Below are 13,734 nucleotides of genomic sequence, written 5' to 3' on the forward strand. Positions count from 1 at the left end.
CATGCCCGCGCACGCTCAGCACGACAGTCCACACGCACCTGACCACGTCCGGAGCGATGCGTACGGCGGGTGGCAACTTCCCGACCGGATACGGGTCGAGGGCGGAGAGGTCGCCACGGGCGTCTTCGGCCACGGCCCGCCCGTCGTCCTTGTCCACGGCACGCCCGCGTGGTCCTACCTGTGGCGCAAGGTCATTCCACTGCTCGCCGAACACTGCACGGTGCACGTCTGGGACCTGCTCGGCTTCGGCGACTCACGCCCCGACTCCGGCGTCTGCCCCTCCATCGCCCGACAGGCGGCGACCCTCACCCAACTCCTCGCCCACTGGGGGCTGACGGACCCCGCACTGGTCGGCCACGACATCGGTGGCGGCATCGTGCTCCGCGCCCACCTGCTGCACCGGACGCCCGCACGCCGCCTCGCGCTGCTGGACGCCGCCGTACTGGGACCGTGGAACACCCCGTTCACGGAGCACCAGCAGCGCCACGCGGAGGCCTACCGCACCATGCCGCACGACGCCTTCACCGACCTGGTCACCACACGCTTCCAGTCCGCCACCCACCACCCCATGCCACCCGAAGTCGTCGCCGCGTATCTGCGGCCCTGGGCGGGGACGGCCGGGCAGCACCGCTGGCTCGATCAAGTGGAGAGCGTGAGCTTCGAGGACACCAGAGAGGTCGTCGCCCAGCTGGCCGAGATCGCCGTCCCCACGCTGGTCCTGTGGGGCGAGCGCGACGAGTGGCTCAGCACCGCGACCGCCCGGCGCCTCGCCCGCGCCATCCCGGGAGCCCGCCTGGAAACGCTGTCCGCGGCGGGGCACTTCCCCGCCGAAGATGCGCCTGAAGAGACCGCCCACGCCCTGCTGCGCCTGCTGAGGTGAAGCGGCTCCTCGTTCGTCGAGTCACCCCGCCCCATGTCGGCCGGAAGGATCAGCACACTCAATGGTCACGCGACTCACCGGACAGGCCCTGGTCGCGCCGGGCCTCTCCTCCGGCGGCGATCGGCTAGTCGTCGGACGCGCGCGCCACCAGCAGCGGCTGGAAGAAGCCCGTCTCCTGCGGCATGCGCCACTCGACGTCCACGAAACCCGAGAGGGCGGCGAGGCCGGCCAGCCGGTCCCGGCCGAGCGCCCAGTAGGTGGTCCGGTGGGCCTCGACGCGCCAACTCCCGCCTTCCGGGAGGAGCTGGAAGAGCTCCAGGTCGTAGTGCTCGCCGTCGTCGTGCCAGTGCCAGAGCTGGAAGGTGATGGTCCTTTCCCCGTCGGCGATCCTGTGGACCGACGGGGGCGCCGAGGAGGGGCGCTCGCGCAGCAGTTCGTCGTACGGCCGGGTGCTGATCAGCAGGCGCCCCCGCGGACGCAGCACACGGCGCATCCCGGCCAGCGCGGTGTGCACGTCCTGCTCCGTCAGCAGGTGGGGCAGCGAGTTGTCGGCGCAGACGACGGCGTCGAACCGGCCGTCGCCGAAGGGGAGTTGCCGCATGTCGGCGGCGGCAGTGCTGAGTGCCAGGCCACGGCGACCGGCCTCGTGTGACGCGCGGGCGACGGCACGCACACTGAGATCCGTCCCCGTGACGCTGTGGCCATGCAGCGCCAGGCCGATGGCCTGCGTGCCGATGCCGCAGGAGCAGTCCAGGACCGTCGCGTGCTCGTGGCCGATCAGCGCGTCCAGCGCGCGCCCCTGGCGGCGCATGCTCGCTTCCCAGTCGGCGTAGATCAGGTGGTAGTCGTCGGCCAGTTCGTCGTAGAAGCGGGCCACTGATGTCCCGGGCATAACCCGAGGCTACTGCGCACCCGCCGCCGGGAACGGGCGCTGATCGACCGGCTGCCGCAAGCACGACTCTTCGATCCGGCTGTGCCCTCTCGATGTGCCCCCCGTCACAAGTAGCCCTTACTCAGGGCTCCAGGGCACAACCGGGCCTAGGTTCCTGGGCATGACATCGCAGCACGCAGCGCCGAGCGGCCACACTCTCTTCGACTCACCGGTCGTCGTGGTGAACCAGAAGGGCAAGCTGGTCGAGCTCACCAATGAATACCGGGTGTTCGACGGGGAGGGCCGGGTTCTGGGATCCGTCGTGCAGGCGGGCCAGAGCAAGGCGAAGAAGGTGGTCCGGTTCCTCACCGACGCCGACCAGTTCCTCACGCACCGCCTCGAGGTACGGGACGCCCACGGAGCCCTGCAGCTCGTCCTCACCCGGCCGAGGAAGATCGTGAAGTCCCGCATGATCGTCGAGCGTCCCGACGGAGCTCAGGTCGGCGAGATCGTGCAGCAGAACGTCTTCGGGAAGATCAACTTCTCGATGGAGGCGGGGGGCCGGCAGATCGGCACCCTGAAGGCCGAGAACTGGCGCGCCTGGAACTTCTCCATCACGGACAGGAGCGGCACCGAGGTCGCCCGCATCACCAAGAAGTGGGCCGGACTGGCCAAGGCGGCGTTCACCACCGCGGACAACTACGTCCTGGAGGTCCACCGTCAGTCCGAGGAGCCTCTGCGCAGCCTCATCGTCGCGACCGCGCTCGCCGTCGACACGGCTCTCAAGCAGGACACCAACTGACCGGTCCGAGACACCTGGAACACCTGACCGGGACCCTCCGAAGCCCCGGTCCATCACGGACGTTCGGTGCCGGGGACCGTACGTCCGTCTGCACCCGGGGATGCAAGCCGCGCGGAGCGCTCGATCCGGGCCGTCAGCGGGCCGCGTCCCGGTGAGGGGTCCCGGCGGGGGGTCCGAGTGTGGCCGGCAACGTGCTTGCCCTCGTCAGCAGGGCCGCGCGTACTCGACCTGACCGAGAGGGTTGCCGTCGCCGAAGTCGAAGGTTCGCGCGGCGCCCGTTTCGGCGAAGCCGCACTTGGCGTAGAAGCGTCGCGACTGCGCGGTGTCGCGCAGCGTCCACAGGTGTGCACGGTCGAATCCTTCGTCCTGAATGCAGCGCAGCGTCTCTGTCATCAGTGCACCTGCGACGCCGCAGCCCCAGCCGTCGGGGTGGTTGTAGAAGCTGCCGATCTCCGCGAAGCCCGGCCGGGCCGGCGACGGAAGGAAGACGGACAGGGCCAGGGGGCGTCCGTCGAGTGCGGCGAGAAGGATCGTTCCGGTCCCCTGTGCGACCCGCTCGTGCCATCGCGTACGTCTGCTCCGAACGGCGCGCGCCGCGAACTCCGGCTCGAAGAAGGGGGCGTAGGCCCTCTCCCAGGCGGCGGCATGGATCTCGCCGAGCACGTCCCCGTCGTCCGGGCCGGCGCAACGGAACTCGATCACGCGATCACCCTTTCCGTGCTTCACGGACCGTCCCGGCCTGGCGCGGCCTCGCGGCCGGGACCCCGCATTGCCCGCGGCCCGTACGTGCCGTCGCGGGTGACGCAAACGGTAGCGGGACAGCCGTCGTCGCCCCCATCGTAATTTCGGGTTCTCCCGAAATAGACTGTGCACCGTGGTGGAACCGGATGATCTCGATGAACTCCTGCGCGCCGTGGCCAGCAGACACCGACGTCGGATCCTCTTCGAGGTGTGGAGGCGTGAGCGCGGCGCGGGAGAGCTGACCGAACGGCTCGGCCTGGCTCCGGCGAGCGTTTCGGAGCATCTGAAGGTGCTGCGCAAGACGGGTCTGGTCACGATGCGGGCCGACGGCACGTATCGGCTCTACCGGGCCTGTCCCGAACGGCTGTGCCGGCTCACGGAGTTGATCGGCGAGACCTTTCCGGCCGCCACTCATGACGAGGAGAACCGGCACGCCCCAGGAGAGAGGCTTGAAGATGAGTGAGCAGAGTGGCCGCCCCGCCAACGCGGTGGTGCACTTCGACATCAGCGGCTCCGACGACGAGGACCTGCACCGCTTCTACGGCGGCCTGCTCGGCTGGCAGGTGGACCCCAAGGGTCCGGGCTACGCGCTGGTGGAGACTCCGTCCGGCCTGGGCGGAGCGATCGTCGGCGCCGAACACCCGGGTGTCGTCCTGGGCGTGGCGGTCCCCGACCTCGAGCAGGCGATCGGTCACGCCGGCGAACTGGGCGGCACCGTCGTCATGCCGCCGACCGACAACGGCTGGGTGACCAAGGCCCAGGTCCAGGACCCCGCGGGCAACGTCCTCACCCTCATCCAGGCATGAGCGCCGCCTCCACGGCGGGCGGCGGATACTCCGGCACGCCTCTCGCGAGGAAGATCGGAATCAAGGACGGGCACGAGGTCCGCCTCCTCCACGGACCGCGCGCCTGGGAGATCCCCGGCCTGCCCGACGGCTGCACGGTCGCCGACGGCGGCCCGGAGGGTGCCGATGTCGCCGTCGCCTTCTACCGTGCGTTCGCCGACGCGACTGCCGAGTCCTCCGGTCTGGTCCGGGACCTTGCCGACCGCGCGATGCTGTGGATCGCCTGGCCGCGGCGTGCGGCGGGCCACGACAGCGACATCACCGAGAACGCCCTGCGGGACCTCTTCCTGCCGCTCGGCATCGTCGACGTGAAGGTGGCCGCCCTCGGCGAGGACTGGTCCGGGCTGAAGTTCGTCCGCCGCAAGGAGAACCGGGGCCGGTCCTGACCGCACCCCGGTCCGCCACGGCGGTTCGCCACCCCGGTCCGCCACCGCGGCCTGCTCCTCGTCGGGCTCCGTCACGCCGTCACATGAAGTGGTGCGGCCATGTGGGCCGTTCACGGGCAGCGGCGGCGCCGAGTCCGGGTGGGCGATCGCCCTCACGGCAGGCGGCCCCGCAGCACCCAGAACGCGACGGCGGCCGCGAGTGCCGCCATGCCGAGAACGAGACCTGCCTCGACGTACTGGATGGGCCAGAAGTGCGAGGCGGGATGGATCTGCATGATCTCGCGCGTGGCGCCGGAGGCATACCGCGACGGGACGTTCGGGAACCGGCCCGGCGAGCCCGGCACCTCGTACAGGAACTCCTGCGCGTCGTCGGGCATTCGGCCCTTCCAGTCCCAGCGGACCTTCGGCCACAGCTCGGAGCGGAAGACGTCGCCGAGCAGCCGCACGAGCAGGGTCACGCCGAAGGCCGCGCCCAGAGCCGGCAGCGCCCGGCCCGTCAGCAGCGCGACCAGCGCGCCGACGGCCAGTCCGAACATCGAGTAGGCGAGGACGGTCGGCCCCATGGCGTTGAAGACGTCGGACGCGTACCAGGGGTCGAGCAGACTCTTCTCGCCCGAGAGCCACATCAGGCGGAAGGCGACTGCCGTCGCTGCCGTACCGATCGCGATCAGCAGTGCCGCGACGCCGAGTTTGACGGCGAGCCAGCGGAGCGGGCTGATCGACTGCGTCCAGACGAGGTCGACGGTGCCCGTCTCCACGTCGCGTCCGATGAGCACACCGCCGGCGTAAGCGGCGACGGCGAACGGCACGCCCGCGATCAGGAACGCCGCCAGGTCTATGAGACTCGTGTAGTCCCAGCCAGGGAGTACGGCGGACGCCTCGGAGCACATGCCCTGGGGTACCGGCCCCGCGCAGGCCTTCCGTGCTTCGTGGACCTCCATGCCTGCGAAGTGGAGCCAGGTGAGCCCCGCGACGCCGAGAACTACGAACCCGGTCCACATCCACAGCGCGGCGCGGTGCACGCGCAGCACCGCCCAGACCGCGCCGCGGGGCCTGAGACGAACGACCGGCTCCGGTGATGCCTCGATCAGCGTGACGTTCGGCGCGCTCATGCGACGGCCTCCTGACGGGCTTCGGGCACGGCACCGGCAGGCACCGCGTCGGCGAGCAGCAGGTCCGGCACGTCCGGGTTGCGGAGATAGGCGAGGAGCAACTCCTCCAGCGTGGGCTCCTCCACGGCCCAGCCGGCCAGCCCCTCCGAGTCGCGCGGCCGGGAGCCGGACTCTGAACCGGACTCGGCGCGGGGCTCGAAATCGGGCTCGAAATCGGAGCCGGCGCCGGACCCCGCGTCGCGCTCGGCGACGGAGTCGGAGTCGGACCCGGCGCCGGACTCGGTGTCCGGCTCGGCGCCGGGCTCGGGCTCCGGGGCGGGAGCATCGCGCGGCTCATCGGCAAACGCATCGGCCGCGGCGGCAAGTTCGCCGTCCGTACGGACCGGTGCCGTACGGACCGGTGCCGTGCCGACCGGTGCCGTACGGACCAGCACCGTACGGCCGCGGCCCGCCTCGTACTCCTCGACGACCTCGTGCGGGCCGAAGTCCTCGCTCAGCCCCGTCAGCACCCGGTGCGCGTCGAGGATGCCGTCGTAGTCGCCGCCCAGCCGTATACGGCCGGAGCCGAGCAGCAGCAGGTAGTCGCAGGCGCCCTCCAGCTCGGCGACGACGTGCGAGGACATCACGATGGTGGTGCCGCGCTCGGCCGCGTCGGCCATCAGGGCGCCGGTCAGTTCGTGCCGTGCGAGCGGGTCGATGTCGGCCATCGGCTCGTCCAGCAGGAGCAGTTCGGGACTCTTGCCGAACGCGAGGGCGAGCGAGACGCGCGTGCGCAGGCCGCCCGAGAGTGTCCGGATCTTCGCCCGGGGAGTGATCCCCTCCCCGCCGTACGCGATGCGCTCGGCGGCGTCCTGGTCCCAGCGGCCGGGGTTGAGTTCGGCGCCGAGCCGCAGCGTCGCCTCGACGGTCAACTGCGGGTAGAGCGGCTTGTGCTGGGCGACGTACGCGATGCGCTCACGTGCCGCTGCCGGGGTCGTGCCCAGCAGCCGTACGGTCCCCTCGGTCGGCCGCATCAGCCCGGCCGCTATCGCCAGCAGGGTGGACTTGCCCGCGCCGTTGGGCCCGACGAGCCCGCAGATGCGCCCCGCGGGCAACCGGAAGGTGCAGTCCCGCAGCACGTGCCGGCGGCTGCGCGCATAGCCCATGCCGAGGCCGAACGCTTCGAGCGCGGCGGTTGTCCCCTCGCCGCTCCCGGCTTCCCCGATGGCCTGTCCGGCGGTCCGTCCGGCGCTCTGCCCGGCCTCGCTGTTCCCGTTCTCCTCGGCGTCCTCGGCCTCAGTCATCGATCCCCCTCGGGAAACTCCTGGTCCAGTGCGGAATTGAACAACGCCGTGACGACGTCGCGGTCAAGTCCCGCCTCGCGTGCGCGTTTCAGCCAGTCGGCCAGCTCCGTGCCGAGAGGTGAGCCGGCGGACGCGCCGTCCAGTGATCTCCGTACGAACGTGCCGAGGCCGCGGCGCGCCTCCACGAGCCCCTCGCGTTCCAGCTCGCGGTACGCCTTGAGCACGGTGTTCGGATTGACGGCGGTCGCCTCGACGACCTCGCGGGCGGTGGGCAGCCGGTCGCCCGGCTCCAACAGACCGAGCCGGAGTGCCTGCCTGGTCTGCTGGACGATCTGGAGGTACGTGGCCACTCCGCTGCGCCGGTCGATCCGGAACGTGAGCACGCACCTCCACCACCCTTTCACTAATCAAGTAGTGAAAGGGTGGTGGGAGACGCCTCTGCTGTCAACCTTCCGTGGCTGCAAGCCAGTTGGGCAGCGGCCCGAGGGGCCCCGACGGTACGTCGCGCCGAGGTCCGGCTCCAAGCGGAGAGGGGGGGTGCCGTTTGTCATCAGTTCCGGCTAGTGTGCTGAATCCGACCGATTTGCTCGAATTCAGGAGGTTCTCATGGCCACGCGCCTCAATCCGTATCTCAGCTTCGGCGGCGACGCCCGGCAGGCGATGGAGTTCTACAAGGAGGTCTTCGGCGGCACGCTGGCACTGAACACCTACGCGGAGTTCGGCCAGGCCGGTACGCCGGAGGCCGACAAGATCATGCACGGCATGCTGGAGACGCCGAGCGGCTTCACGCTGATGTGCGCCGACTCTCCTCCGGGAATGGAGCACACACCGGGCAACAACTTCTCGGTGAGCCTCAGCGGCGACGACGAGAGCGAACTGCGCGGTTACTGGGACAAGTTGTCCGTCGGCGGCGACGTGGCAGTGCCCTTGGAGAAGCAGATGTGGGGCGACGTGTTCGGCATGTGCACGGACCGCTTCGGCATCCCCTGGATGGTCAACATCGGCCGGCCGCAGTCCTGAGCGCAACTCCGGCGGGGCGGGCCGGGTAGCGGCGGGCGCCCGCCACGACGGTCCCGGCCATGGGGCCTGACGAGCCCGAGCATTCTCCGGCCACGCCGAAGACCCGGGTCACTGCCTCGGCCTTCGGCGTGACCTGTGTTCCGTCCCCACCCGCCTGCTCGGACCGGCTTCGGCGGCCCGGGTGGACCGTCAGGCTGCCGCAGCGGAGTGCTCCGACTTCGCCACGATCAGTTTCTGTCCGGCCTTGATCACGTCGACGTCTGGGATGTTGTTCCACTTGGCGAGTTGGTCGACGGTCGTCTCGTACATCTCGGCGATCTCGCTGAGCGTGTCACCACGCTTGACCGTGTAGTGGGTCTCGTGAGGCGAGGCCGACTTCCTCACGATCAGTTTCTGTCCGGCCTTGATCACGTCGACGTCTGGGATGTCGTTCCACTTGGCGAGCTGCTCGACGGTCGTCCCGTACATCTCGGCGATCTCGCTGAGCGTGTCGCCTGTCCGTACGACGTAGTACGTCGCATTCGATGTCTGGGTCGTCATGGTCCTCACTCCTGAACCGTCGCGAGGTGCGAACGCGGCGCCCGGATCGGTGGCCCCGTGCGCCACATCCGTTCATTGCGTTCCTGTGTCCAGGTTAGGGGTGTTGGTCCTGAATTGCACAGGCCGGTCCGTGGGGAGGATGCGGCATGTGACGGTCACGCGACGCTCGGAAAACACCGGGAACAGCCGGCGCAACAAAGCCCCGGGGCCGACAGGGAGTTTCGTCCCGTGCCGGCCCCGGGGCACTCGAACCGTCCCGGCCGGCGCCGCGGTCCGGGTGCGCCGCACGCCTCAGCTGCTCACCCCGCGGTCGAGCTCCCAAAGCTGAAGCAGCGCCGAGGAGTTGAGCGCCCACTCCACGCCCGTGATGTCGTCGTGGGCCGCGACGTACTGCTTGCCCTGCCACAGCGGCAGCACGGGGACGTCGCCGGCGACGATGTTCTGGGCGCGCGCGAAGCTCTTCGTGGCGTCCGCGCGGTTGGGCTCGCGCCGGGTCCGCGGTATCAGCTCGTCCCTGATCTCCTTGTTGGAGTAAGGCGAGTTGAGGACGTTGTTCTTCTGGAGGAAGGGTGCGATGAAGTTGTCCGCGTCCGGGAAGTCCGGGAGCCAGCCGAAGCCGTAGACCTGGTACTTCCCCTCGAACGCTGCGGAGCTGTAGGAATTCGGGGCCTCGGGCCTGACCGTCGCGTCGAAGATTCCGCTCTCGTTCAGCTGCTTCTCGAGCACCGCGAACTCGTTGGCGGACGAGCTGCCCCGGCCGGTTCGAGGGTAGTGAAGCGAGATCTTCACCGGCGTCTTCACCTTGGACTTGCGCAGGGTGCGCTTCGCGGCCTTCACGTTGGGCTCGCCGTACTCGTTGAAGAAGGAGTTCGTGTGCCCCAGCAGGCCGCCGGGGACGATGGAGTACAGCGGCTCGGCGGTACGCGAGTACACGTCACCGACCAGCTGCTTGCGGTCGACGACCTGGGCGAAGGCCTGCCGCACCGCACGCCGTCCCACCGTCTTGTCCTCCGTGTCGAAGACGAGGTAGCGCACGCCCTGTCCCGGCTGCTCGACGAGCCTGATGTGATCGTCCCGGTCCGCCTCCAGCCGCTGCACGTACCGCGAGGTGATACCGCGGTTCATCACGTCGATGTCGCCGGAGTCCATCGCCTTCTGCAGGGAGGCCGCGGTGGTGAAGAAGCGCAGCTCGACCTTGTCGCTCTTGGCCGCGGAACCGCCCTGGTAGTCCTCGTTCCCGCTGAGGAGCAGCTTGCGGGCCTTGGGGTCGAAGTCGTCGATGGCGTACGGACCCGAGCCGGTTCCCTTGAAGCCCTTGACGAGGCGGTCGGCGGGATACGTCCGGCTGTCGACGATCGCGGCGGCAGGCGTGGCGAGCTTGTACGGGAAGGTGGCGTCGGGCTTCTTCAGCTGGAAGACGACCTTGTTGCCGCCTTGAGCCTCGACCTTGCCGACGTTGCTCAGCAGCGAGGCCGGGCCGGCCTTGTAGTTGATGCGGAGCAGGCGCTTGATGGAGAACTCGACGTCCCTGGCCTTGAGTTCGTTGCCGTTGGAGAAGGTGAGCCCGTCCCGCAGAGTGCAGCTGTACCGGTCGTTGCGTTTGTCGGTGAAGCCGCACTTCTGTGCCGCGTCCGTCACCGGTTCCGTGCCCGAGCGGGGCGGCCGCAGCAGCGTCTGGAAGGTGTTGCGCATGATGTTCCAGGAGCTGATGTCGTAGGAGGCGGCCGGGTCGAAGGGCGCGGGAGCGTCCTTGGTGACCGCGACCCTCGCCGTCGTACCCACCACGATGGTCTTTCCCTGGTCCTCTTTTCCGTCCACCGCGGCGCTGCAGGCAACGAGGGCGGAGACAAGCAGCCCGGCCAGGGCGGGTGACGTAAGAATCCTGCGGTTCATGGGTCGGCGCCCTCCTTTGTCCGGCCAGAGGTTGTCGCACATGCGAATGGCGCGGGGAGACGCTAATACTTCCGCAGTCACAATCTGATGCAGGGCGGCAGGGAATGGCTACCCCTCGACCGAACAGGGATTGCCCGGTTCGCAATACGGACGCGGGAACGTATCGCACGTCCGTGAACCAATGCGGGCAGAATGGTTCGTGGAATGCCCGTTTGGCTCGACTTCGACCACATGGGCGGTGGGCTTGTCGATGCCTCGCTCCGTGACAAACGTCACGGCGCCAACTCCCCTGCTGTGCGGGCGAGTTCGCTTCTTCGGGCAGGCTTGCCGAGCAACAGGAAACATGCGCGACGCGTGGGCCCCGGACAAGCTTTGTTCGCGATTTCCGGATCGTTGCGTCATTGTCCAGAAACAGCAGACTCTGCAGGACGATGCGAAAGCACAAGCCATGTGCGGCACGATGTGGCGCATTCTGATCCGTGGCTCAATCCGAATCGCGGGAGAAGTGCCCGGGCCACACTTCGGATTTCCCCTCGCTGTCCAGGGACAATCAATTGATTCGGATGCCATGTCGCATGATGTGAGCGCAAATGCGCACAGTGTGCATCCTGTGCGGACTGTCTCTTCCCGCAGGGCCGGGGAGCAGCGTCGCAAGAGAAGCGATGTCGGCATTCTGCCGTTCGGTGAACGGCCGTGGAGGCGTCGGATGCCCGGGGAACCGGTACCAGGTCCCGGCCGGCTCAGCTCGTCATCGTCGCCGGGTCGCTGACGCCCGGGGCGCCCGTCTCCACATGTCCCGCGAGACGGCGCCGCCACGAATCGTCCGTCTCGGAGGACACGGACAGGTCGTACCAGCGCTTGCTCGCCCGCAGGTTCACCCGGTGCACCTTGCGGCCGCCGGCGCGCACGGTGAACGTCTCCTTCGATCCGGTGTACGCGTTCGTCAGCGTGAGGTGGCAGTCGGCGTCACCCCGGTTCGTCATGGTCAGCTCGACGTCACCGCTCGCCGGGAGATGGCGGCCGGTCACTTCGGGCCCCCGGGTGGCGCCGGGCCCCTTGAAGACGCGGAGAAATCCGTTCGGCCCGTGGACCGAGAGGTCGTAAGTGCCCCCCGAGTGGACCGTGTTCCAGGTGTCGGCGAGCTCCTTGCCGGCCTCCGCGGTGTACGTCCAAGGGCCGTCCGTACGGTTCGCCGACGTGACCAGGAAGCAGGCACCCGCCGCCTCGCCGCCGCTGAAGGTGAGCGTGAACGTGCCCTCCCCGGACCCTGCCGCCCCGTCGACGCGCGGCGCGTACGGCAGCGGGCGCGTGGGCCGCGAACCCGCCTCCTGCTTGGGGAGGGAGGGGTTGGCGGGCGGCTTCGGTATGTAGCTCTCGTGCCGCTCCTTGTCGGGGGGCTCGTATGCGTCGGTGTCCGGGAGCGAGGCGGGGTCGGTGTCCTTGAGGGCGAAGTCGAACGCCGACGTCAGATCGCCGCAGATCGCGCGCCGCCAGGGCGAGATGTTCGGCTCCCGCACGCCGAAGCGGCGCTCCATGAAGCGGAGGATGGAGGTGTGGTCGAGGACCTCCGAGCAGACGTAACCGCCCGTGCTCCAGGGGGAGATGACGAGCATGGGGACGCGCTGGCCGAGTCCGTACGGGCCGGGTGCATAGCCGCTGACGCCACCTGTGTAGCGGTCGGGCGCGGTGTCGACGGTGCTGGCTCCCTGGGCGGCGGAGGCCGGAGGGAACGGTGGGACGACATGGTCGAAGTAGCCGTCGTTCTCGTCGTAGGTGATGAAGAGCGCCGTGCGGCTCCACACGTCCGGGTCGGAGGTGAGGGCGTCGAGGACCTGGGAGATGTACCAGGCGCCGTAGTTCGCGGGGAAGTTGGGGTGCTCCGAGAAGGCCTCGGGGGCGGCTATCCAGGAGATCCGCGGAAGTCTGCCGGTCCGCACGTCGGACTTGAGGACGTCGAAGTAGCCGTCGCCCTTCTTGGCGTCGGTGCCCGTGCGGGCCTTGTCGTAGAGGGGGCTGCCGGGCTCGGCGCTGCGGTAACTGTTGAACCAGAGCAGCGAGTTGTCCCCGTAGTTGCCCCGGTAGGCGTCCTCGATCCAGCCCCAGGAGCCCTCTTCGTCCAGACCGTCGCCGATGTCCTGGTAGATCTTCCACGAGATCCCGGCCTTCTCCAGGCGCTCGGGATACGTCGTCCAGCCGTACCCGGCCTCCTCGTTGCCGAGGACGGGACCGCCGCCCTTGCCGTCGTTACCCGTGTAACCCGTCCACATGTAGAAGCGGTTCGGGTCGGTGGCTCCGATCATCGAGCAGTGGTAGGCGTCGCAGACGGTGAAGTTGTCGGCGAGCGCGTAGTGGAACGGGATGTCCTGGCGCGTCAGATACGCCATCGTCCCGGTGCCCTTCGCGGGGATCCACTGGTCGTACTTGCCCTCGTGCCAGGCCTGTTGGCCGCCCGGCCAGTCGTGGTTGAGGCCCTCGATGAACTGCATGCCGAGGTTCTCGGCGTCCGGGTGGTAGGGCAGCACGTCCTTGGTGCCGTCCGACTGGTGCCAGACCGTCTTGCTTCCGCCAGGTGACGCCGGGCGGGGGTCGCCGAACCCGCGTACTCCCCTGAGGGAGCCGAAGTAGTGGTCGAAGGACCGGTTCTCCTGCATCAGGACGACGATGTGCTCGACGTCCTGGATGGTGCCCGAACGGCGCGCCGCGGGAATCGCGGCGGCGCGCTCGATGCTGCTCGACAGGGCGGTGAAGCCCGCGGTCGCGCCTGCGATCTTGAGGAAGCGGCGTCGATCGAGTCCTGGCATGAGTCTGCGACCTCGCGGGGTGTGGGGAGCGGGCCCGAAGATTCTTTCAGGGGGAGCGTGTGCGATGGGGGCGCCAGGATGAACAACCGCCGAAGTCGTGGCACGGCGTGATGCCGGAGGGCGTCGTCGGATGACACGGCGAAGCTCGCTGTGAGGGAGCAGCGGCCCGGGGCCGCCATAGGTTGGTGCCATGCTCGACTCAGAGGACGTCCGCCGTATCGCGCTGTCATTCCCGGAGACAGTGGAGAAGGAGGCGTGGAGCATGCCCACGTTCCGCGTCGCCGGCAAGATGTTCATCACGGTCCCCGACGACGAGACGTCGTTCGCCGTGCGTTGTCCCAGGCACGAGCGGGGCGAACTGATCGCGGCCGAGCCGGAGAAGTTCTGGGTTCCGCCGCACGAGGCGGGTACGCCGTGGGTGCGCGTGCGTATCGCCGCTCTGGACGACCGTGACGAGATGCGCGACATCCTGGCCGATTCCTGGAGGCAGGCCGCTCCGGCTCGTCTGCTGGACGCCTTCGATCCTGGTGCCGATGAGGAGCCGGACGAGCGCTGAGCCG

Annotated in this window: 13 protein-coding genes and 2 pseudogenes; 7 read left to right on the plus strand and 8 right to left on the minus strand. The window is 69.0% G+C overall.

Going from position 1 to position 13,734, the window contains the following annotated elements; all coding sequences use genetic code 11:
- Nucleotide 1: 1 nt before the first annotated feature.
- Nucleotides 2-880, plus strand: a complete 879-nt coding sequence (locus G4Z16_RS17100) for an alpha/beta fold hydrolase (RefSeq protein ID WP_197351634.1) — start codon at nt 2-4, stop codon at nt 878-880.
- A 124-nt stretch (nt 881-1,004) separates the two neighbouring features.
- Here G4Z16_RS17100 and G4Z16_RS17105 read toward each other — a convergent pair whose 3' ends face one another.
- Entirely contained in the window at nt 1,005-1,772 is a 768-nt protein-coding gene (locus G4Z16_RS17105; protein WP_197351635.1) for a class I SAM-dependent methyltransferase, read from the minus strand.
- Nucleotides 1,773-1,956: 184 nt separating this feature from the next.
- On the opposite strand from G4Z16_RS17105, the pseudogene G4Z16_RS17110 reads away from it, so the two are divergent.
- Nucleotides 1,957-2,553 (plus strand): annotated as a pseudogene (locus G4Z16_RS17110) (LURP-one-related/scramblase family protein); the annotation flags it as partial.
- A gap of 204 nt (nt 2,554-2,757) precedes the next feature.
- Here the strand turns inward: G4Z16_RS17110 and G4Z16_RS17115 are convergent.
- On the minus strand, nt 2,758-3,255 hold the full coding sequence (locus G4Z16_RS17115) for a GNAT family N-acetyltransferase (RefSeq protein ID WP_197351637.1): 498 nt from the start codon (nt 3,253-3,255) through the stop codon (nt 2,758-2,760).
- A 172-nt stretch (nt 3,256-3,427) separates the two neighbouring features.
- Between G4Z16_RS17115 and G4Z16_RS17120 the strand changes: the two genes are divergently transcribed.
- Genes G4Z16_RS17120 through G4Z16_RS17130 form a run of 3 tightly spaced genes read left to right on the plus strand, consistent with a single transcriptional unit; the run spans nt 3,428 to nt 4,525 of the window.
- The gene (locus G4Z16_RS17120; protein ID WP_197351638.1) at nt 3,428-3,757 is read left to right on the plus strand and encodes an ArsR/SmtB family transcription factor; all 330 of its coding nucleotides are present in this window, start codon (nt 3,428-3,430) and stop codon (nt 3,755-3,757) included.
- Nucleotides 3,750-4,100 carry a VOC family protein gene (locus G4Z16_RS17125; RefSeq protein ID WP_197351639.1) on the plus strand — a complete coding sequence of 117 codons (351 nt, stop codon included), beginning with the start codon at nt 3,750-3,752 and terminating at the stop codon, nt 4,098-4,100. The genes G4Z16_RS17120 and G4Z16_RS17125 overlap by 8 nt, the downstream gene beginning before the upstream one ends.
- Entirely contained in the window at nt 4,097-4,525 is a 429-nt protein-coding gene (locus G4Z16_RS17130; RefSeq protein WP_197351640.1) for a DUF3052 domain-containing protein, read from the plus strand. The genes G4Z16_RS17125 and G4Z16_RS17130 overlap by 4 nt, the downstream gene beginning before the upstream one ends.
- A gap of 152 nt (nt 4,526-4,677) precedes the next feature.
- Here G4Z16_RS17130 and G4Z16_RS17135 read toward each other — a convergent pair whose 3' ends face one another.
- From G4Z16_RS17135 to G4Z16_RS17145, 3 genes and pseudogenes are all read right to left on the minus strand, one after another.
- Nucleotides 4,678-5,637 (minus strand): hypothetical protein, encoded by a 960-nt coding sequence (locus G4Z16_RS17135; RefSeq protein WP_197351641.1) that lies wholly within the window; start codon nt 5,635-5,637, stop codon nt 4,678-4,680.
- A 407-nt stretch (nt 5,638-6,044) separates the two neighbouring features.
- Nucleotides 6,045-6,782 (minus strand): annotated as a pseudogene (locus tag G4Z16_RS33285) (ABC transporter ATP-binding protein); the annotation flags it as partial.
- Between the two features lie 134 nt (nt 6,783-6,916).
- A complete protein-coding gene (locus G4Z16_RS17145; protein WP_028438182.1) occupies nt 6,917-7,303 on the minus strand; it encodes a GntR family transcriptional regulator in 387 nt (128 codons plus the stop codon).
- Between the two features lie 223 nt (nt 7,304-7,526).
- Here G4Z16_RS17145 and G4Z16_RS17150 point away from each other — a divergent pair, with 223 nt between their 5' ends.
- Nucleotides 7,527-7,940: a VOC family protein gene (locus tag G4Z16_RS17150; RefSeq protein ID WP_197351642.1), complete on the plus strand. Its 414-nt coding sequence runs from the start codon at nt 7,527-7,529 to the stop codon at nt 7,938-7,940.
- A gap of 189 nt (nt 7,941-8,129) precedes the next feature.
- Here G4Z16_RS17150 and G4Z16_RS17155 read toward each other — a convergent pair whose 3' ends face one another.
- The 3 genes from G4Z16_RS17155 to G4Z16_RS17165 all read right to left on the minus strand — a co-directional run bounded on the left by G4Z16_RS17155 (nt 8,130) and on the right by G4Z16_RS17165 (nt 13,174).
- Nucleotides 8,130-8,480 carry a LysM peptidoglycan-binding domain-containing protein gene (locus tag G4Z16_RS17155; RefSeq protein ID WP_197351643.1) on the minus strand — a complete coding sequence of 117 codons (351 nt, stop codon included), beginning with the start codon at nt 8,478-8,480 and terminating at the stop codon, nt 8,130-8,132.
- A gap of 291 nt (nt 8,481-8,771) precedes the next feature.
- Nucleotides 8,772-10,373: an ABC transporter substrate-binding protein gene (locus tag G4Z16_RS17160; RefSeq protein WP_197351644.1), complete on the minus strand. Its 1,602-nt coding sequence runs from the start codon at nt 10,371-10,373 to the stop codon at nt 8,772-8,774.
- A gap of 740 nt (nt 10,374-11,113) precedes the next feature.
- A complete protein-coding gene (locus G4Z16_RS17165) occupies nt 11,114-13,174 on the minus strand; it encodes a phosphocholine-specific phospholipase C (protein ID WP_197351645.1) in 2,061 nt (686 codons plus the stop codon).
- A 190-nt stretch (nt 13,175-13,364) separates the two neighbouring features.
- Between G4Z16_RS17165 and G4Z16_RS17170 the strand changes: the two genes are divergently transcribed.
- A complete protein-coding gene (locus G4Z16_RS17170; protein ID WP_197351646.1) occupies nt 13,365-13,730 on the plus strand; it encodes an MmcQ/YjbR family DNA-binding protein in 366 nt (121 codons plus the stop codon).
- The last annotated feature ends 4 nt before the right edge of the window (nt 13,731-13,734 follow it).

Origin of the sequence: Streptomyces bathyalis (genome assembly GCF_015910445.1) — a bacterium.
Lineage (GTDB): Bacteria > Actinomycetota > Actinomycetes > Streptomycetales > Streptomycetaceae > Streptomyces > Streptomyces bathyalis.